The sequence below is a fragment of the Noviherbaspirillum malthae genome (genome assembly GCF_015352985.1).
Lineage (GTDB): Bacteria > Pseudomonadota > Gammaproteobacteria > Burkholderiales > Burkholderiaceae_D > Noviherbaspirillum > Noviherbaspirillum malthae.
The window spans coordinates 1-18,553 of sequence record NZ_JACYXF010000008.1 but is presented as its reverse complement, the minus strand read 5'-3'; the positions used below and the strand labels follow the sequence as shown (position 1 = coordinate 18,553).

General features: G+C 61.0%; 16 protein-coding genes. 2 read left to right on the top strand and 14 right to left on the bottom strand.

Features of this window, described 5'->3' with window-relative positions:
• Positions 1-14 precede the first annotated feature (14 nt).
• Both IGW03_RS13070 and surE read right to left on the bottom strand, forming a co-directional pair.
• Positions 15-914 carry a protein-L-isoaspartate(D-aspartate) O-methyltransferase gene (locus IGW03_RS13070; protein WP_194723015.1) on the bottom strand — a complete coding sequence of 300 codons (900 nt, stop codon included), beginning with the start codon at positions 912-914 and terminating at the stop codon, positions 15-17.
• On the bottom strand, positions 911-1,648 hold the full coding sequence (gene surE, locus IGW03_RS13065; protein ID WP_194723014.1) for a 5'/3'-nucleotidase SurE: 738 nt from the start codon (positions 1,646-1,648) through the stop codon (positions 911-913). The genes IGW03_RS13070 and surE overlap by 4 nt, the downstream gene beginning before the upstream one ends.
• 126 nt (positions 1,649-1,774) lie before the next feature.
• On the opposite strand from surE, the gene IGW03_RS13060 reads away from it, so the two are divergent.
• The gene (locus IGW03_RS13060; RefSeq protein WP_194723013.1) at positions 1,775-2,755 is read left to right on the top strand and encodes an NADPH:quinone oxidoreductase family protein; all 981 of its coding nucleotides are present in this window, start codon (positions 1,775-1,777) and stop codon (positions 2,753-2,755) included.
• Between the two features lie 109 nt (positions 2,756-2,864).
• Here IGW03_RS13060 and IGW03_RS13055 read toward each other — a convergent pair whose 3' ends face one another.
• The 3 genes from IGW03_RS13055 to IGW03_RS13045 all read right to left on the bottom strand — a co-directional run bounded on the left by IGW03_RS13055 (position 2,865) and on the right by IGW03_RS13045 (position 6,155).
• Positions 2,865-3,809 carry a flagellar brake protein gene (locus IGW03_RS13055; protein WP_194723012.1) on the bottom strand — a complete coding sequence of 315 codons (945 nt, stop codon included), beginning with the start codon at positions 3,807-3,809 and terminating at the stop codon, positions 2,865-2,867.
• A gap of 89 nt (positions 3,810-3,898) precedes the next feature.
• Positions 3,899-5,932: a DNA repair helicase YoaA gene (yoaA, locus tag IGW03_RS13050; protein WP_228535456.1), complete on the bottom strand. Its 2,034-nt coding sequence runs from the start codon at positions 5,930-5,932 to the stop codon at positions 3,899-3,901.
• Positions 5,933-5,954: 22 nt separating this feature from the next.
• Positions 5,955-6,155: a YdcH family protein gene (locus tag IGW03_RS13045; protein WP_194723011.1), complete on the bottom strand. Its 201-nt coding sequence runs from the start codon at positions 6,153-6,155 to the stop codon at positions 5,955-5,957.
• Positions 6,156-6,390: 235 nt separating this feature from the next.
• On the opposite strand from IGW03_RS13045, the gene IGW03_RS13040 reads away from it, so the two are divergent.
• Positions 6,391-7,197, top strand: a complete 807-nt coding sequence (locus tag IGW03_RS13040) for a PP2C family protein-serine/threonine phosphatase (protein WP_194723010.1) — start codon at positions 6,391-6,393, stop codon at positions 7,195-7,197.
• A gap of 262 nt (positions 7,198-7,459) precedes the next feature.
• Here the strand turns inward: IGW03_RS13040 and IGW03_RS13035 are convergent, their stop codons facing one another.
• The 9 genes from IGW03_RS13035 to IGW03_RS12995 form a co-directional block, all read right to left on the bottom strand.
• Entirely contained in the window at positions 7,460-8,182 is a 723-nt protein-coding gene (locus IGW03_RS13035) for a hypothetical protein (protein WP_194723009.1), read from the bottom strand.
• 102 nt (positions 8,183-8,284) lie between these two features.
• Positions 8,285-9,382, bottom strand: coding sequence for a cell division protein ZapE (gene zapE / locus IGW03_RS13030; RefSeq protein ID WP_194723008.1), 1,098 nt, complete (start codon positions 9,380-9,382; stop codon positions 8,285-8,287).
• A gap of 167 nt (positions 9,383-9,549) precedes the next feature.
• Positions 9,550-9,948 carry a hypothetical protein gene (locus tag IGW03_RS13025; protein ID WP_194723007.1) on the bottom strand — a complete coding sequence of 133 codons (399 nt, stop codon included), beginning with the start codon at positions 9,946-9,948 and terminating at the stop codon, positions 9,550-9,552.
• A gap of 9 nt (positions 9,949-9,957) precedes the next feature.
• Entirely contained in the window at positions 9,958-11,385 is a 1,428-nt protein-coding gene (gene lpdA, locus IGW03_RS13020) for a dihydrolipoyl dehydrogenase (RefSeq protein ID WP_194723006.1), read from the bottom strand.
• Between the two features lie 119 nt (positions 11,386-11,504).
• Positions 11,505-12,791 (bottom strand): 2-oxoglutarate dehydrogenase complex dihydrolipoyllysine-residue succinyltransferase, encoded by a 1,287-nt coding sequence (gene odhB / locus IGW03_RS13015; protein WP_194723005.1) that lies wholly within the window; start codon positions 12,789-12,791, stop codon positions 11,505-11,507.
• A gap of 60 nt (positions 12,792-12,851) precedes the next feature.
• Positions 12,852-15,704, bottom strand: coding sequence for a 2-oxoglutarate dehydrogenase E1 component (locus tag IGW03_RS13010; protein ID WP_194723004.1), 2,853 nt, complete (start codon positions 15,702-15,704; stop codon positions 12,852-12,854).
• 365 nt (positions 15,705-16,069) lie between these two features.
• Entirely contained in the window at positions 16,070-17,383 is a 1,314-nt protein-coding gene (gene gltA, locus IGW03_RS13005) for a citrate synthase (protein ID WP_194723003.1), read from the bottom strand.
• A 199-nt stretch (positions 17,384-17,582) separates the two neighbouring features.
• Positions 17,583-17,852, bottom strand: coding sequence for an FAD assembly factor SdhE (locus IGW03_RS13000; RefSeq protein ID WP_194723002.1), 270 nt, complete (start codon positions 17,850-17,852; stop codon positions 17,583-17,585).
• 131 nt (positions 17,853-17,983) lie between these two features.
• On the bottom strand, positions 17,984-18,553 hold a 570-nt coding region (locus tag IGW03_RS12995; RefSeq protein WP_194723001.1), incomplete at its 5' end, for a succinate dehydrogenase iron-sulfur subunit.

The following is an 18,553-nucleotide window of genomic DNA, read 5'->3' as shown; positions in this document are numbered from 1 at the left end:
CGGAGGCGGAAAGTTCAGACGACGCCCGGACGCAAGGGAACGAAATGACAGTCCTCCAGCGTCGTATTCGTCCACTCGAACTTGCTGACGCGCTCGATGAGCTGCAGTACCTGGCGTTGTGCGCCGACCGGGGCGACCAGCCTGCCGCCGATACTCAATTGATCCAGAAGCGCCTGCGGCACTTCCAATCCTGCAGCCGCGAGGATGATGCCATCGAACGGTGCCACTTGCGGCAGGCCAAGCATACCATCTCCATACTGCAGCCGGATATTGGCGATGCGCAGCGGGCGCAGGTTGGATTTGGCGAGTTCATGTAACGGCTTGATGCGCTCGATGGAATACACCTCCTTCGCCACCAGCGACAGCACCGCGGCCTGGTAGCCGCAGCCGGTGCCGATTTCAAGTACCTTGTCGAGCGCGCCGCCGTTGGCATTGGCGCGCATGACTTCGATCATGCGCGCGACGATATAGGGCTGGGAGATGGTCTGGTGATGTCCGATCGGCAGCGATGCGTCGATGTAGGCCTGCCCCGAGAGTCCGGGTTCGACAAAGAGATGGCGCGGCACGGCGGACATCGCAGCCAGCACCTTGGCGTCCTTTACACCTTGCTTCGCGACCCGCGCCACCATGGCCGAGCGCACCGCATCGGACACCATGGGCTCGGGACGCGCAGTGCGCTCCGGACTCGCGGGTGCTGTTCGGGATGCGGCGCGCGTCTGCACTGCATCGGCAACCGGCGCCGACCTGCTCAGGCTGAGCGCTGCGTTCAGCGCCGCGTTAAGCGTCGCGTTTTGCGTTGCGGTCTGCGGCGTTGCGACGCGAGGCTGCGGCTGCCTGGAAGGCTGCGCCCTGCCCGACGACTTGTCGACCACGGAAGACAGCGGCAAGGGAAAACGCTTGTCCTTGCCGCTCATGCCATGCTCCGCTTGAGCGCATCGAGCTGCGCGGCATGGGTGAGATCGACCTGCAGCGGCGTGACGGACACGCAGCCGTTGGCCACGGCATGAAAATCGGTACCCTCGCCCGAATCCTTGGCCTTGCCGGCGGGGCCGATCCAGAAGATCTCGCGTCCCTGAGGATCGAGCGTCTTGATCACGGGCTCGGACTCGTGGCGCTTGCCGAGACGCGTCGCGCGCAGGCCTTTGATTTCCTCATAAGGCAGATTGGGAATATTGACATTCAGGAGATAGGGTTTGTCCAGCAGGTCGAAGTCACGCTGCACGAATTCGCGAGCGATGCGCGCCGCCGCATCCACATGCGCCCATCCCTTTTCCACCTGCGAAAAGGCGATCGCCGGAATGCCGAACAGATAGCCTTCCGTGGCGGCCGCGACCGTACCGGAATAAAGCGTATCATCGCCCATGTTCTGGCCCTGGTTGATGCCGGACACGATGAGGTCGGGGCGGAACGGCAGCCCGCCGGTCAGCGCGATGTGCACGCAGTCGGAAGGCGTGCCATTGACGAAATAAAATCCGTTATCAGCGCGGTAGACGGTCAATGGACGGTCCAGCGTCAGGGAATTGGAACTTCCGGACCGGTTGCTGTCCGGTGCCACCACCATCACTTCCGCAAATGTACGCATTTCATTTGCAAGCGCGATAATGCCTGGGGCAAGGTAACCGTCGTCGTTACTAACAAGAATTTTCATACCGGAATTCTACCCGATGCCATTCAGTCTTCCAGCACGGTGCCGGGACGATGTTGACATTTTGCGGCATAAGCCTAGAATAAAACGACCGTTCTTTTTTACCATCATTGACAATAAGGAGACAGCATGAAAGCCATCCTCTGCAAGACGTGGGGACTTCCCGATACCTTGGTTGTAGAGGAGCTGCCGGATGTCGTTCCTGCTGCCGGCCAGGTTGCAATCAGGGTGGAAGCGGCCGGCGTCAATTTCCCCGATGTGCTCATCATCCAGAACAAATATCAGTTCAAGCCCGAACTACCTTTCACGCCCGGCAGCGAGCTGGCAGGCGTGATTACCGCGGTCGGCGAAGGCGTCACCAACCTCAAGGTCGGCGACAAGGTGCTGGCTTTCGTCAGCCAGGGCGCCTTCGCGCAGCAGATCGCAGTACCGGCGCAAGCGGTCATGCCCATGCCGCCGGGTCTGGACTTCGATACTGCCGCAGCCGTCACGCTCACTTACGGCACCTCGCATCATGCCGTGGTCGACCGCGCCCAGCTGAAGGCCGGCGAAACCATGCTGGTGCTCGGTGCGGCCGGCGGCGTGGGCCTCGCCGCGATCGAAATCGGCAAGGCGCTGGGAGCTCGGGTCATTGCCGCAGCATCAACCGACGAAAAGCTTGCCGTCTGCCGCGAGCACGGTGCAGACGCGACGATCAATTACACGACGCAGGATCTGCGTGAAGCGATCAAGGCGGAGACCGGCGGGAAGGGTCCGGACGTGATCTACGATCCGGTCGGGGGCGTTTACGCAGAGCCCGCATTCCGGTCGATCGGGTGGCGCGGCCGTTATCTCGTGGTCGGCTTTGCCAACGGCGAGATTCCCAAGCTGCCGCTCAACCTCGCACTGCTCAAGGGCGCATCACTGGTCGGCGTATTCTGGGGAGAATTCGCACGGCGCGAACCGAAGGTGAACGCGGCTGCGATGCGTGAATTGATGGAGTGGATGGCCCAGGGCAAGATCAAGCCCCACATCTCGGGACGCTATGCACTGGCCGACACGCCGAAGGCACTCAACGACATGGCCGCACGCAAGGTCACCGGCAAGGTCGTGATACAGCCGCAGAAGTAAAATCGTCTTGCGGGCCGCCTTGCTTTCGGCATGCGGCCCGGCCCTCCGACACTGTCGTCACCATATTTTTGATTGACGCGTACAGCCGAAGTGAAGCGGGTCAGTCTCGTCAATCTCTCTCGGCCAGCGTCTGATGCACGAAGGCCGAGAGAATCAGGCGGTCATGAATCGAGACGTCGATGAACTCGAAGCCGTGCTTGAAACCGTCCCCGTGTTCCGACGGTGCCACCGAGCGCAAGACCATGCGCAGGTTCAGAAATTCATCCTGTCCGGCGGCGCGCACCTTGAACTTGATGTACCCTTCCTCGCCTTTCCCACCCAGCACCTGCTTGATGGTCCCCGAGGTGCCGCCCATGCTCAGGTCGGTCAGCGTTGCCGCGCCTGTTCTGTCTCCGGAACCGAGCGAAACCGCAGCGATGATTTTGACTTCCGCGCGCACGCCCTTGCGCACGACGGTGCAGCGGACTTCCTTCGGGTAGGAGAGATGCAGATAAGGATGCGGCGTGTGGACGGACTTGACGGCCGACGCCACAAAGGCATACGCCTTCTTGCCTGAAAAGGCCCGCACGATGAAGGTCTGTCCGTCGCGGATGAAGTCCAGCTTGCCGTCCGTGCTCGGCGCCGTTACGAATACCGTCTTGTTCCTGACGAAGCCAATCAGGCGCACCGTATAGCGCATCGACGGGTTGTCGATCTGCTGCAGATACATGGTTTCACCCACATACCACCGCACATCGTCCATGCCGACCACAACGTCCTTCACCGTATTGTCTTCGATGGGTGCTGGTGCCCGGGCCGCTTCACGAACGGGAGGTGCCGCCGTGGCCGCTGGCTGGGTCGGCACACTTGGAATGGGTATGGAAGGGAAATCCCAGGTCGAGTCGTTTATGAACCCGTTGTCGAGCAAATCCTCCAGCTGCTGCTGATTTTCGATCACACTGCCCTGTGCGAGCAGCATATTGCCGTGCCAGTCGTAGACCGGACGCGACAGCGGCTCGCCGACAGTTAGATCGGCGGCACGCACCGGCACCAAAGAAACGACGGGTTCAGACATGGGACCTCTCATGCGAGAGCAAGATGCCCTCAACGCTGCAAGTATAGAGAGAATTCATGCAACATCGCAATGCGGCACCGGCATTCAGTTCAAGCCGCATGATCCTCAAGCTGAGCGACATGATCCCTCTCAAAGAACGCCCTTGCAACCGCGGCATCCCGGGTCCGCTTGAACGGAGGAAGACTCTGCCAGATGCGGCGTCCGTAGGGCTTGGTGATCAAGCGCGGATCGCAGATCATCAGCACCCCGCGGTCGGTCTCGTCGCGAATCAGGCGTCCGGCGCCCTGCTTGAGGTTGATGATGGTGGATGGCAGCTGATGATGGACGAAGCCGTTCAATCCCTTGCGCTCGAGCGCTTCGATGCGCGCTGCGAGCACCGGGTCGTCGGGCGGTGAGAATGGCAGCTTGTCGATGATGACCAGCGAAAGCGCGTCGCCGCGCACGTCGACGCCTTCCCAGAAACTCTGACTGCCGATCAGCACCGCATTGCCTGCGGCCCGGAAGCGATCGAGCAGTTCGGTGCGCCCCGCTTCGCCCTGCACCATCAGCGGGAACGGCAGGCCGCGCTTTTCGAACTCCTCGCGCAGGCGTTCGGCGGCACGGTTCACCGCGCGTATCGTCGTGCATAACAGGAAGGTGCGACCGCCGGCCGCTTCGATCATGGGCAGGGCGGTATCGATGACGGCATCGGTGTAGTCGAAGGAATTCGGCTGCGGCAGATTGTCCGGCACGTAGAGCAGCCCCTGGTTGACGTAATCGAAGGGGCTGGGCCAGGAATGCGCAGGCTCGTTCCACAATCCCATCTGCGACGCATAATGGTTGAAGTCGTTCTTCACGGCCAGCGTGGCCGAGGTGAAGATCCATGACCGCGGCGTGCCCTCGCGCTGCTTGCTGAATATGGGTGCAATCGATAGCGGTGTCCTGTGCAGCTGCAGCGAAGACGTGAACGCCTCCACCCATAACACGTAGTCCTGCGGATATTCGGTGCTCTCCTTCGTCGGATGGCGTGCAGCTTCCCAGTCCGACAGCTTCTTTGCCAGTTCAAGTCCGCGGGTGCGGCACTGCTCTATCGTTTCGGCGCGCTCGGCCTGGCCCTCGAGGATGCCGATCATGATGTCGAGCTCTTCCCTGAGCTTGTCCAGCGCCGGGAAGAACGGGCTCGACGGCGCGATCTGATTAACCGCCAAGCGCACGATATCTTGCGAAAAAGTCAGCCGCAAGTCGCGCGCGGCGCGCTCGACGGTGGCGACCACCTTGGCCCAGTCCGCTCCGTCTCGTGCATGTGCCAGACCTTCGGCCAGCACGTCGCGGCAAAGCTCCAGCACCTGCGAGGTGGAGATGGTTTCGCCGAAAAACAGGGTGGCGGTCTCGGGAAGCTGGTGAGCCTCGTCGAAGATGACGGTATTGGCCGTCGGAAGAAGCTCGGCAACGCCGGTGTCCTTCAATGCGACGTCGGCGAAGAAGAGATGGTGATTGACCACCACCACGTCGGCCTGCTGCGCTTCCTTGCGCGCCTTCATGACAAAGCAGTCCTGATAGTACTGGCATTCGTTGCCGAGGCAGGTATCGCGCGTGGAGGTCACCAGATTCCAGACCGATGCCGTTTCCGGCACCTTCGACAGTTCGGCCTTGTCGCCGGAGCCGGTGGTCTTGACGAAACGGGAGATCTCGCGCAGGTAGCCGACATCCTCGCGGGCGGTCAGCCGGCCGTTCTGCAGGGTCCGCTCGAGATGGAAGTGGCAGACGTAGTTCGCCCTGCCCTTCAGCAGCGCCACGGACACCGGCGCGCTGAGCGCCTTGCGTACCGTGGGAATATCGCGCAGGTAGAGCTGATCCTGAAGATTCTTGGTGCCGGTGGACAGGATGACCTTGCCGCCCCAGAGCAGAGCGGGAACCAGGTAGGCGAAGGTTTTTCCGGTTCCCGTGCCGGCTTCGGCGATCAGGGTCTGCCGGTTGGCAATGGCGTTGGCGATGGCCTTGGCCATCTCGGTTTGCGACTGGCGGGGACGAAAACCGCGAACCGCCTCGCTGAGGGGGCCATTCACATTGAACAATTGATCAATGTCGGTATCGTGGTTTTCGGGAACGGGCGACGGTGCGGTGATTTCTGTCAAAGCGGGCAATCGGAAAACGGTCCCCGGTGCATCAGGCTGGCACGTCGGGGATGAGTTGCATTTTCAATAACGTGATATGGTCCTTGAGCTGGAGCTTGCGCTTCTTGAGCCGGCGCAGCTGCAATTCGTCGTGCAGCACATCGCGCGACATCAGGTCGATCACGGCATCGAGGTCGCGATGCTCTACTTCCAGCTCGATAATGCGTCGCTGTATGTCTTCTGTCGGAATCATGGACGGCAATTGGAGTTCGATAACCCGTTATTTTAAGAGGGAAAAGCACCGCCGCGTGGAAAAGCTTGGCATGCCGCGCCGGAAATTGCATGTGCGATGCGGACTTGAAACAAGTATCGCCGTTTTCGGGACAACATGGGCATCTTGTTGAAGAGATGTAACAAAAACCTACAACAATTCGGAAGATATTTTAGCCATGCAATAATTTCCGCGAGGAGTACAACGACCTAATTCCATGAGCCATTACAAAATCGAGGCAGGTACGGCGCAGCATATTGGGGACCGCGCCGAGCAACAGGACCGCGTCGCTCTGCTGACCGCGCCGAAGGCTCCCGGCTACATGATGGCCGTCGTGGCGGACGGCATGGGAAGTTTGAACGTCGGCGCGATGGCGGCCGAGCAGGTGCTTCGTACTGCCAAACAGGCTTTCGATCTCTACTCGCCCCAGACCGAAGATCTTGTCACCCTGCTCCGGACGATTGCCCGGGATGCACATACCCTCATCAAGCTCAATTCGATTTCCTCCGAAAAGAAGCCGCACAGCACCATGGCGATCCTGGTACTGACGCCGGAACGCTCTGCGGTGTGGGCGCATGTCGGCGACTCCCGCCTCTACCGCTTCGACGGGCCGAACTGCGCCGAACGCACCGTCGATCACTCCCAAGTAGAGAATCTGGTCCAGCAAGGCAAGCTCACCTACGGGCAGGCACGCGAGCAGAAAATGCCTCACGTCTTGTACAGCGCACTTGGCTCACCAGAAAGCGAGCCGGAGATCACGGTCGGCAAACATGCCAATCTCAAGGCCGGCGATGCCTTTCTGCTATGTTCCGACGGGCTTTGGCGATATTTCTCCCGTGTGGAACTTGGCGCTGCAATTGCGATGAACTCGCCGCGGCAGGCATCCGAAATGCTGATTGCCAAGGTACGGGAACGTGCGCAAGGTCATGAGGCCGACAACTGCACGATGGCAATCATCAAGCTGGTGGAACCCGCTTCCGAAACCAAGTCCTATACCGTGGACCGGATGCGACGCGCCGTATGAGCGCCGCATAAGCGCCATATACGCTCAAGGCTGGTGCCGTTGAACGCGGCACGGCCGAGGTCTCTAGTGGTGCGTATTAAAAATTTGTTGGTCAAATAGTGGACGAGAATCGTGCCGATACCGCGTCAACAATGCGCGTAAGGCCTCGACCTTGCTGTGCTTGTTTCCTCGTCTCGACCCGATTTCGCCATATTTGCCTTCAACAAATTTCCAACTCACCCCCACTAGGCGGTGATATAGGGTCAAGAAAATTACAGAGAAACTACAGAGGTTTCTGTGCCGCCTCGGCGCGCTGCCTCTTCTCCTCGAGCTTGCGCGCCTTTTCTTCCTTGCGCTTGGCGACTTCCTGCTGACGGGCTTCCGCCTCTTTTACCTTGCGCTCATAGTTGGCGACACTCTTCGCACGCTTGTCGGCTTCCGACGCCTCCTTTTCCCTGATCGCGCGCATCTTTTCTTCATGCTCGGCGACGCGATCGCCGCTGCGCGGCCTGCCTGAAGGCAAAGGTTTGTCCGTAGGCTGGGGCGCTGCGTCCTGCGCGCCGGAGTTAGGCACGGGCACATTGCGCGCCGCGTCCCTTTCCTCGCGGCTTGCACCTTCCTTTTCCCGCTTCACGGCCAGTTCCTCGTCGCGGGCGGTCGCCTTTGCCTGGCGCTTGACCGTGTTGGCCTCGACCTCGACGGCCCGCAGTTGCCGCAAGGCCTGCCGGCGTGAATCGTCGGCGGCTTCCATGCAGGAACTGGAGAAGAATTTCGGATTGCAGTTCTGCTCTTCCTGGGCATAGCGGGCCTGCACTGCATTGCGCTCGCGGCCGACTTCGGCGAGTGCCCTGTCGGCGATTTCGACGCTGCTGATGGAGCCCGGCGGATAACGCTTGGCAACGGCACCGATTTCGGCTGTCTGGGTGCCCTGCGCGGCTTGCGCAATCCGAGTCTCCTGCGCCGATGCGGCATTCACGCCGCCGAAGGCAAGCGCCGCAAGCAGCAAGGCCCCTGCTCCGATTCCGCCTGGTCGCGGTGTTAGGCAAATCTGCTTCAATTCTGGAATCATCGGCTGCGCTTCTTTCATGGAATCGTGTCGGGCAGGATGTCAGGCAATCGAGCCGGCAACATCGCGCCGCTCGCTCTTCATGTATTCCGACGACTGCATCTCGATGATGCGGGACACGGTGCGATGGAATTCATTGGCAAGCATGCCTTCAGTATAAAGCTGGTCGGGTTCCACTTCGGCCGACATCAGCAGCTTTACCTTGTGGTCATAGAATACATCGATCAGCCAGGTAAAGCGGCGGGCTTCGGAGGACATTGCCGCCGACATCCTCGGTATGTCGGACAGAATCACCGTGTGGAACCGGCTCGAGAGCTCCAGGTAGTCGTTCTGCGAGCGCGGTCCCCCGCACAGGGTGGCGAAATCGAACCACACGACGCCGCCGGCACGCCGCAGCGCACGGATTTCCCGGGCCTCGATATGAATCCGCGGATCTTCATCTGCAGTTTCGGCAACCTTGGCAAATGCCGCGCGCAAGGCATCGTTCGCCGCTGCGCTCAGCGGCGTATGGTAAGCCTCTACCTGCTCCAGGGCTCGCTTGCGGTAATCGAGCCCCGCATCCACGTTCAGCACGTCGAGCCTGTCCTTGATGAGTCCGATTGCCGGCAGAATGCGGTCGCGATGCAGGCCATCCGGATACAGCGCATCCGGCACATAGTTGGATGTCATGATGAACGACACGCCGTTGTCGAACAGAGCCTTGAGCAGGTTGTACAGGATCATGGCATCCGCGATGTCGGAGACATGAAACTCGTCGAAGCAGATGAGCCGGTACTTCTTGGCAATGCGGCGCGCCACTTCATCCAGCGGATCGGCGACGCCTTTCAGGTCGTCGAGCTGGTGATGCACCGCACGCATGAATTCGTGGAAATGCAGCCTGGTCTTGCGCACGACCGGGACGACGGAATAGAAGCTGTCCATCAGGAACGATTTGCCGCGCCCAACGCCGCCCCACATATAAACGCCGCGCGGCACCGCCGGCCGGCTGATCAGGCGCTTGAACTTGTTGGACCGCTGCGCCTTGTATGCCACCCACTCGTCGTAGGCCTGCTGCAGGCGATCGACGGCGCGCTGCTGCGCCTCATCCGACTTGTAGCCGCGCTGCGCCAGCGCATGCTCGTAAAACTCCCTGACGTTCATATGTTTGTTCGCTCATGTGCGCCGATCGGTTTCCTGTCCTGCCGCATCCACGGCAGCCACCGAACCGGCCTATCGACCCGACGTAAAAATGGGCGAGACTCGCTCGCCCATTACTCTGTCCTGCCTGCCCCGGCTTCACGCCGTGATTCCAAGGACAGTCTGCTTCTCTATTCCGGATTCATTTCGACCGTCACCCTGGAGGGATACCGCCCGCCGCCGACGCTGATTGGAAAGTTCAGGCCGACGCCCACCCCGACATGGCCGCCGCCGCCGCCGGCGCCCAGGCCGACATTGGAACCGAGCGGCCTGGAAGGCCGATACAGCGTTTCGGAAGTCCGGTAACCGGGCCTGTTGCACACGATGCGCAGGTCTCCGCTCGGAGCGCCCACATCCACCGTGGCCGGCGTCGTGATGTTCCAGCTTCCGGCGCCGGTCTGCACGATGCAGCTCGCGCCGGTAAGGGCCTGCCCGCGGCTTGCCGTATCGACTGCGATGGCGGTGCCCCCGGATCCTGTCGTGGCGCACGCGGCAAGCGCAATCGGCAGCAACAGGATCAGGTGGCGCATGAAAACTCCTTAGAAGTTGAGCGAACGCTTGTCGACGGCGAGAGCCGCTTCCTTGGTCGCCTCAGACAGCGAAGGATGCGCATGGCAGATGCGCGCGATGTCTTCCGAGGATGCACGGAATTCCATCGCCACGACCGCTTCGGAGATCAGTTCCGATGCCATCGGGCCGATGATGTGCACGCCCAGGATTTCGTCGCTCTTGGCATCGGCCAGGAACTTCACCATGCCTGAGGTATCTCCGAGCGCGCGGGCGCGGCCGTTGGCCATGAACGGGAAGCTGCCGGCCTTGTAGGCGATGCCTTCGGCCTTGAGCTGCTGTTCGGTCTTGCCGACCCAGGCAATTTCCGGAGATGTATATATGACCCAGGGAATTGTATTGAAGTTCACATGGCCATGTTGACCTGCAATACGTTCCGCGACGGCAACACCCTCTTCTTCCGCCTTGTGCGCCAGCATCGGGCCGCGCACCACGTCGCCCACCGCCCAGACGTTCGGCAGGTTGGTCTTGCAGTCGCCGTCGACGGCGATGAAGCCGCGCTCGTCGAGCTTCAGTCCCACGCCTTCGGCATTGAGGCCGATGGTGTTCGGCACGCGGCCGATGGAGACGATGAGGCGGTCGAACACGGCCTTCTGCGCATTGCCCTTGTCGTCGGTGTACTCGACCGTGACGTCCTTCTTGCCGGGCGTGATCGCACCGATCTTGACGCCGAGGCTGATCGACAGGCCCTGCTTGGTGAAGAGCTTGAACGCTTCCTTGGCGATCTGCTCGTCCACGGCGGACAGGAAGCCCGGCAGTGCTTCGAGCACGGTCACTTCCGCACCGACGCGGCGCCATACGCTGCCCATTTCGAGACCGATGACGCCTGCGCCGATAACGCCGAGCTTCTTCGGTACGGAATCGATTGCCAGTGCGCCGGTGTTCGACAGGATCAGCTTTTCATCGAAGGGAGCATTCGGCAGAGCGCGCGCATTGGAGCCGGTCGCCACGATGACGTGCTTGGCGGTAATGGACTCTTCCGCGGCACCGGCCACCTTGATCTCGTAGCCGTTGGCGTCGCCCTTGACGAAGGAGCCGCGGCCATGGAAGAACGTGACCTTGTTCTTCTTGAAGAGGTACAGGATGCCGTCATTGTTCTGCTTGACGATCGTGTCCTTGCGTGCCAGCATCTGGCCGAGGTTCAGGTTCAGGCCTTTGACTTCGATGCCATGGTCGGCAAATGCATGGCCAGCATGCTCATAATGTTCCGACGACTGCAGCAGTGCCTTCGAAGGAATGCAGCCGACGTTGGTGCAGGTACCGCCCGGTGCCGGGCCGTTCTTCGCATTCTTCCACTCGTCAATGCAGGCGGTGCTGAAACCGAGCTGGGCAGCCCGAATTGCGGCGATATAGCCACCAGGGCCGCCGCCGATAACAACCACATCAAAATTTTTCGACATATACGTAACCTATTATCCGCAGGATGGACAACGCACACGGAGGCGGTGCTCCGCGTTCCGTGTGCATTCGGAGCGATCCCGGCCTGATCGGCAGCGCCGGCATCGCTTCAGCGCGCCTATTAGAGGTCGAGCAGGAGGCGGGCCGGATCTTCCAGCGCTTCCTTCATCGCGACCAGGCCCAGCACGGCTTCGCGGCCGTCGATGATGCGGTGGTCATAGGACATGGCCAGGTAGTTCATCGGACGGATGACGATCTGGCCGTTCTCGACGACAGCACGCTCCTTGGTGGCGTGAACGCCCAGGATCGCGGATTGCGGCGGGTTGATGATCGGTGTCGACAGCATCGAACCGAACACGCCGCCGTTGGAGATCGAGAATGTGCCGCCGGTCAGTTCGTCGAGCGTCAGCTTGCCGTCCTTGGCCTTGACGCCGAATTCGGCGATCTTCTTCTCGATTTCGGCGATCGTCATCTGGTCGACGTCGCGCAGAATCGGCACCACCAGACCGCGCGGCGAACCGACTGCGATACCGATGTCGAAATAGCCGTGGTAGACGATGTCGTTGCCGTCAACGGAGGCATTGATAACCGGATACTTCTTCAGTGCGGCGACGGCGGCCTTGACGAAGAAGGACATGAAGCCCAGCTTGACGCCGTGCTCTTTCTCGAACTTGTCCTTGTACTTGTTGCGCAGGTCCATGACCGGCTGCATGTTGACTTCGTTGAAGGTCGTCAGGATCGCGTTGGTCGCTTGCGATTGCAGCAGGCGCTCGGCGATACGTGCGCGCAGGCGGCTCATCGGCACGCGCTCTTCCGGACGGTTGCCGAGGTTGACGGCGCCGGGAGCCGCGACCTGCTGCAGCGCCGGCTTGGGAGCGGCTGCGGGTGCAGGTGCGGGAGCAGCGGCAGGCTTGGTTTCGAGGGCATTGATCACGTCGCCCTTGGTGACGCGGCCGTCGCGGCCGGTGCCGGAAACCTGGGCGGCGGACATGTTATTGTCAGCCAGCATTTTTGCAGCGGCGGGCATTGCCACGCCGGCGGATGCATTCGATGCCAGTGCCGAAATGGCAGCAGCAACGGGGTCGCCCTGGGCCTGGGCAGCGGCTGCGGCCGGCGTGCTTGCCGGTGCGGGAGCGGCTGCGGGCGCTGCAACGGTGCCTGCGCTGGCTTCGGTGTCGAGCCTTGCAATGACTTCGCCTGCGACAACGGTGCTGCCGTCGCCCTTGATGACTTCGACGATTACGCCGGAGTCCGGTGCCGGCAGTTCGAGCACGACCTTGTCGGTCTCGATGTCGATCAGGTTCTCATCGCGCGAGACGGCTTCGCCGACCTTCTTGTGCCATGCCAGCAGGGTCGCTTCTGCGACGGATTCCGACAGTTGCGGGACTTTTACTTCAATAATTGCCATGTAACTCTCCGTTTCGGTGTGTTCGATCGGCGCGCCAGCTTCTAGCGCGCCGACGGGTCTTTATTTGGTCAGCACGAAGCCCTTGAGCTTCGAGAACGCGGTGTCGATCAATGCCTTCTGCTGCGCATAGTGCTTGTCGTAGTAGCCGACTGCGGGCGATGCGCTGGCCGGGCGGCCTGCATAGGCGAGTTTCTGGCCGTCCCCGAGGTTTTCGAAGATGTTGTGCTGGATCTGGAACCAAGGGCCCTGATTCTGCGGTTCGTCCTGTACCCAGACCAGTTCGGCGAAGTTCGGGAACTTGCCCAGCTCGGCGGCGAATGCCTTGTGCGGGAACGGATACAGCTGTTCGATACGCAGGATCGCCACGTCGGAAACACCGCGCTCCTTGCGTGCGTTGACCAGGTCGTAATAGACCTTGCCCGAGCAGGCGAGTACGCGCTTGACCTTCTTCGGATCGATCTTCTCGTCGACCTCGCCGATGACGGTCTGGAACTGGCCTTTGGCAAGTTCGGACAGCGGCGAGCCGGCATCCTTGTTACGCAGCAGCGACTTCGGCGTCATGATGACCAGCGGCTTGCGGAACAGACGGATCATCTGACGGCGCAGCAGATGGAAGATCTGTGCGGCCGTGGTCGGCTGAACGACCTGCATGTTGTTGTCCGCGCACAGCTGCAGATAGCGCTCGAGGCGGGCCGACGAGTGCTCCGGACCCTGGCCTTCATAGCCGTGCGGCAGCATCATCACGAGACCGGATGCACGGCCCCACTTCACTTCGCCGGAACTGATGAACTGGTCGATGACGACCTGGGCGCCGTTGGCAAAATCGCCGAACTGGGCTTCCCAGATGGTGAGCGTGTTCGGCTCGGCAGTCGAATAGCCGTATTCGAAGCCGAGGACAGCCTCTTCCGACAGAACGGAGTCGATGACGGTGAACGGCGCCTGGTTTTCCGAGACGTTCTGCAGCGGCAGGTAAGTGCCGGCGTCCCAGCGCTCGCGCTTCTGGTCGTGCAGCACGGCGTGACGGTGCACGAAAGTGCCGCGGCCTGCGTCCTGGCCTGTCAGGCGGACTGCGTAACCGGAGGCGACCAGCGATGCATACGCGAGGTGTTCACCCATGCCCCAGTCGAGATTGAGCTCGCCGCGGCCCATGCTTGCACGGTCGCCGAGCACTTTCTCGACGAGCGGGTGCACCTTGAAGTCTTCCGGGACCTTGGTGATGCGTTCGGCCAGTCGCTTGAGTTCGGCTAGCGGAACGGCGGTATCGGCCGCATCGGTCCACTTGCGGTTGAGGAAAGGCATCCAGTCAACCGCATACTTGCTCTTGAAGTTCGAGATGACGGGGTCGACGGTATGCTTGCCGGCGTCCATCGCATCGCGATACGCCTTGACCATCGCATCGCCGGCGTCCGCCGCAATCGTGCCCTGCGTGGCCAGCTTGTCGGCGTAGACTTTGCGCGTGCCCGGATGCTGGCCGATCTTCTTGTACATCAGCGGCTGGGTCAGTGCAGGCGTGTCCTGCTCGTTGTGGCCAAGCTTGCGGAAGCAGATGATGTCGACGACGATGTCCTTCTTGAACTCGAGACGGAAATCGAGAGCCATCTGCGTTGCGAATACCACGGCTTCGGGATCGTCGCCGTTCACGTGCAGCACCGGTGCCTCGATCATCTTGACGACGTCGGAGCAGTACAGCGTCGAACGCGAGTCGCGCGGATCGGATGTGGTGAAGCCGATCTGGTTGTTGATCACGATGTGCAGCGTACCGCCCGTGCCGTAGCCGCGGGTCTGCGCCAGGTTGAGCGTTTCCATGACAACGCCCTGGCCTGCGAACGCGGCATCGCCGTGAACCAGGATAGGCATGACCTGCGAGCCGTCCTTGTCGCCCCGGCGCTCCATGCGGGCCTTGACCGAACCTTCCACGACCGGATTGACGATCTCGAGGTGGGACGGGTTGAAGGCGAGCGACAGGTGGATCGGACCGCCGGGGGTGGAGATATCGGAAGAGAAACCCTGGTGGTACTTGACGTCGCCGGCCGGCAGATCGTCGGCGTGCTTGCCTTCGAATTCCGCGAACAGGTCCTGCGGCATCTTGCCGAGCGTATTGACCAGAACGTTCAGACGGCCGCGGTGGGCCATGCCGATGACGATTTCCTGCACGCCCTTCTCGCCTGCGCGCTGGATCGATTCGTCGAGCGAGGCGATGAAGCTTTCGCCGCCTTCGAGCGAGAAGCGCTTCTGGCCGACATAGCGGGTATGCAGGTAGCGCTCGAGGCCTTCGGCTGCGGTCAGGCGATCCAGGATGTGCTTTTTCTTTTCAGCGGTGAAGCTGGGGGTCGAGCGTACGGACTCGAGGCGTTCCTGCAGCCAGCGCTTCTGCGCAGGATCGCTGATGTACATGAATTCGGCGCCGATCGAGCGGCAGTAGGTGTCGCGCAAGGCTTGCAGCAGATCGCGCAGCGTCGCGGTTTCCTGGCCGAAGTAGGTATTGCTGATGTTGAACACGATGTCCATGTCGGCATCGGTGAAGCCGTAGAAGCTCGGATCCAGTTCAGGGATCGCGGGGCGCTCCTGGCGCTGCAGCGGGTCGAGATTGGCCCAGCGGTTGCCGAGGAAGCGATAGGCGGCGATCAGCTGCGTGGCAGCGACGCGCTTGCGGCCCATTTCAACGTCCTGCGAGGCAACGACGGTGCGGATCGGGCCCTGCTTCGCGCGCTCGGCGAAGGATGCGACCACGGGTGCGTGCGCTACGTCCGGCTTGTTCGAACCGTCGACGGCAGGAACATGCTGCATCGCATCAAAGTATGCGCGCCAGTTGTCGGGTACGGAGCCGGGATTGTTGAGGTACGCTTCGTACAGTTCTTCGACGTACGGTGCGTTGCCTCCAAACAGATAGGAATTGGAGAAGTACTGCTGCATATCTTGCTCACCTTTCTTCGCGTTTCGCGAGATTAGCGGGTTTATATAACCTTCCGCGACACGGCCTGACCGGTTAGCGGATCGCACATCAAGTTGTGGGGGGAAGGGCTACGTGACGACCTGAGGCGGTTCCATTTTTTGGAAACGCTAGCATAGCATAGAACTCCAGCCGCCAATAAGGGCATTGATGCAGTGTCGCAAGAATGTGTATATCAATGCAGCCCCCCGCCCTGCCCCCGTTGGGCAGCTTTCGAAATAAAAAAGGCGAGCCCAAAGGAGCTCGCCTTTCAACCTTCGAAACTTAGTTCGAAATTCAGCGAATCCCGATCGGCCGGCGCTGATGCCGAAGCCGATCGGTTCCCTGATCAGCCGCGCTGGGCCATGGTCGGGACGTCGCGACGCGGCGAACCGATGAACAGCTGACGCGGACGGCCGATCTTCTGCTCGGGATCGGAGATCATCTCGTTCCACTGGGCGATCCAGCCGACGGTACGTGCCATCGCGAAGATACCAGTGAACAGCGATACCGGGATGCCGAGCGCGGACTGAACGATGCCGGAGTAGAAGTCGACGTTCGGATAGAGCTTGCGCTGAACGAAGTAATCGTCTTCCAGTGCGATCTTCTCGAGCGCCATTGCCAGCTTGAACAGCGGATCGTCATGCAGGCCGAGTTCGTTCAGCACTTCATAGCAGGTTTCACGCATCAGCTTGGCGCGCGGGTCGTAGTTCTTGTACACGCGGTGCCCGAAGCCCATCAGCTTGACGTTGGAGTTCTTGTCCTTGACCTGGGCGATGAATTCGCCGATGCGCTCGACGCCGCCCTGCCGCTGGATATCCTGCAGCATGGTCAGCGCAGCTTCGTTTGCGCCGCCGTGCGCCGGGCCCCACAGGCAGGCGATGCCGGCTGCGATACAAGCGAACGGGTTGGCGCCCGACGAACCGGCCAGACGGACGGTTGATGTCGACGCATTCTGCTCGTGGTCCGCATGCAGGATGAGGATACGGTCGAGAGCGCGCACCAGCACGTCGTTGACCTTGTACTCTTCGCACGGGTTGGAGAACATCATGCGCATGAAGTTGGCCGAGTAGGACAGGTCATTGCGCGGATAGGCGAACGGCTGGCCGATCGAGTACTTGTAGGCCATCGCGACGAGAGTCGGCAGCTTGGCGATCAGGCGGATCGCGGAGACTTCGCGGTGATGCGGATCGTTGATGTCGAGCGAGTCGTGATAGAAGGACGACAAGGCGCCGACCGTACCGACCAGCACCGACATCGGGTGCGCATCGCGGCGGAAACCGCGGAAGAAGAATTGCATCTGCTCGTGAACCATGGTGTGGTTGGTCACGGTAGCGACGAATTTCTGCTTCTGCTCGGCGTTCGGCAGTTCGCCGTTCATGAGCAGGTAGCAGGTTTCGAGGAAGTCGCAGTTGACGGCGAGCTGCTCGATCGGATAGCCGCGGTACAGCAGTTCACCCTTGTCGCCGTCGATGTAGGTGATCGAGGAGTTGCAGGCTGCCGTGGACATGAAACCCGGATCATAAGTGAACCGGCCCGTGGCGCCGTACAGCTTGCGGATGTCGATGACGTCCGGGCCGATGGTGCCCTTGTAGATGGGCAGGTCCAGCGACGGCGAGCCGTCGGAGAACGAAAGGGTTGCTTTGGTTTCAGAGTTTGTCATGTCTCTTCCTTCTAGTGAGGAGGGGTGAGTCGATTGTAAAAAAAACCGAATTCCAGATGCGCCTGCCGAAGCAAATGCCGCCGCTACCGTTCACACGCGACGCCGCAGAAGATGCTGATTCTGCAGTATCGCAATGCGTCCGTCAGGGCAGCATTCCGTCAGCCGCTCCACGCCTGCTTCAACCTTTTCCCGGTTGTTCTCAGGCTGCGCGCAGTCTCGCCAGCAACGCATGGACGTGCGGAAGATCCACTTCGCCCACGGGTTCCTTACGCGCCAAAAGCAAGTCCATCAGTTCATTGTCCGACAAGTCCATCAGCCTGGAAAAGGCATCGACTTCCTCGTCGGTCAAGTTCGCCTCGTGCGCATCCAGAAAACGCGTCACGATCAGATCGTTCTCCAGCAAACCGCGGCGCGCCCGCCAGCGCAGGCGTGCACGTTTGGCCGGATCGGCTTGATGATTGTTGGACATGGATTTCCCGTTCACTCTATTTCGTCAATCCACTGTCCTGCATGCGCCCAGGCAATGTTCGGGCAATGAATTGATGGAATACAGCAAAAAACAAGGCGGAAGCAGGTCTGCCTCCGCCTCGACGAGGCTATTTATACAGTACGACGCACCATCAGTTCCTTGATCTTGCCGATGGCGCGTGTCGGGTTCAGGCCCTTCGGACACACATCCACGCAGTTCATGATGGTATGGCAGCGGAACAGCCGGTACGGATCTTCCAGGTTGTCCAGCCGCTCATTGGTCGCCTGGTCGCGGCTGTCGGCAATGAAGCGGTACGCCTGCAGCAGTCCCGCCGGGCCCACGAACTTGTCCGGGTTCCACCAGAACGACGGACACGACGTCGAACAGCAGGCGCACAGGATGCACTCGTACAGGCCATCGAGCTCCTCGCGCTCGGCCGGCGTCTGCAGACGCTCCTTCTCCGGCGGAATCGTCTCGTTGATCAGGTACGGCTTGATCGAGTGGTACTGCTTGAAGAACTGCGTCATGTCCACGATCAGGTCGCGGATCACCGGCAGTCCCGGCAGCGGCCGCAGCACGATCGGCTCGGAGAGCTCGTTGAGGTTCGTCGTGCAGGCCAGTCCGTTCTTGCCGTTGATGTTCATCGCGTCCGAGCCGCACACGCCTTCGCGGCAGGAGCGGCGCAGCGCCAGCGAGTCGTC

Coding starts and splice junctions, on each gene's coding strand:
- IGW03_RS13070 (WP_194723015.1), bottom strand. CDS start 914: ATGAGCGGCAAGGACAAGCGTTTTCCCTTGCCGCTGTCTTCCGTGGTC.
- surE (WP_194723014.1), bottom strand. CDS start 1,648: ATGAAAATTCTTGTTAGTAACGACGACGGTTACCTTGCCCCAGGCATT.
- IGW03_RS13060 (WP_194723013.1), top strand. CDS start 1,775: ATGAAAGCCATCCTCTGCAAGACGTGGGGACTTCCCGATACCTTGGTT.
- IGW03_RS13055 (WP_194723012.1), bottom strand. CDS start 3,809: ATGTCTGAACCCGTCGTTTCTTTGGTGCCGGTGCGTGCCGCCGATCTA.
- IGW03_RS13045 (WP_194723011.1), bottom strand. CDS start 6,155: ATGATTCCGACAGAAGACATACAGCGACGCATTATCGAGCTGGAAGTA.
- IGW03_RS13040 (WP_194723010.1), top strand. CDS start 6,391: ATGAGCCATTACAAAATCGAGGCAGGTACGGCGCAGCATATTGGGGAC.
- zapE (WP_194723008.1), bottom strand. CDS start 9,382: ATGAACGTCAGGGAGTTTTACGAGCATGCGCTGGCGCAGCGCGGCTAC.
- IGW03_RS13025 (WP_194723007.1), bottom strand. CDS start 9,948: ATGCGCCACCTGATCCTGTTGCTGCCGATTGCGCTTGCCGCGTGCGCC.
- lpdA (WP_194723006.1), bottom strand. CDS start 11,385: ATGTCGAAAAATTTTGATGTGGTTGTTATCGGCGGCGGCCCTGGTGGC.
- odhB (WP_194723005.1), bottom strand. CDS start 12,791: ATGGCAATTATTGAAGTAAAAGTCCCGCAACTGTCGGAATCCGTCGCA.
- IGW03_RS13010 (WP_194723004.1), bottom strand. CDS start 15,704: ATGCAGCAGTACTTCTCCAATTCCTATCTGTTTGGAGGCAACGCACCG.
- gltA (WP_194723003.1), bottom strand. CDS start 17,383: ATGACAAACTCTGAAACCAAAGCAACCCTTTCGTTCTCCGACGGCTCG.
- IGW03_RS13000 (WP_194723002.1), bottom strand. CDS start 17,852: ATGTCCAACAATCATCAAGCCGATCCGGCCAAACGTGCACGCCTGCGC.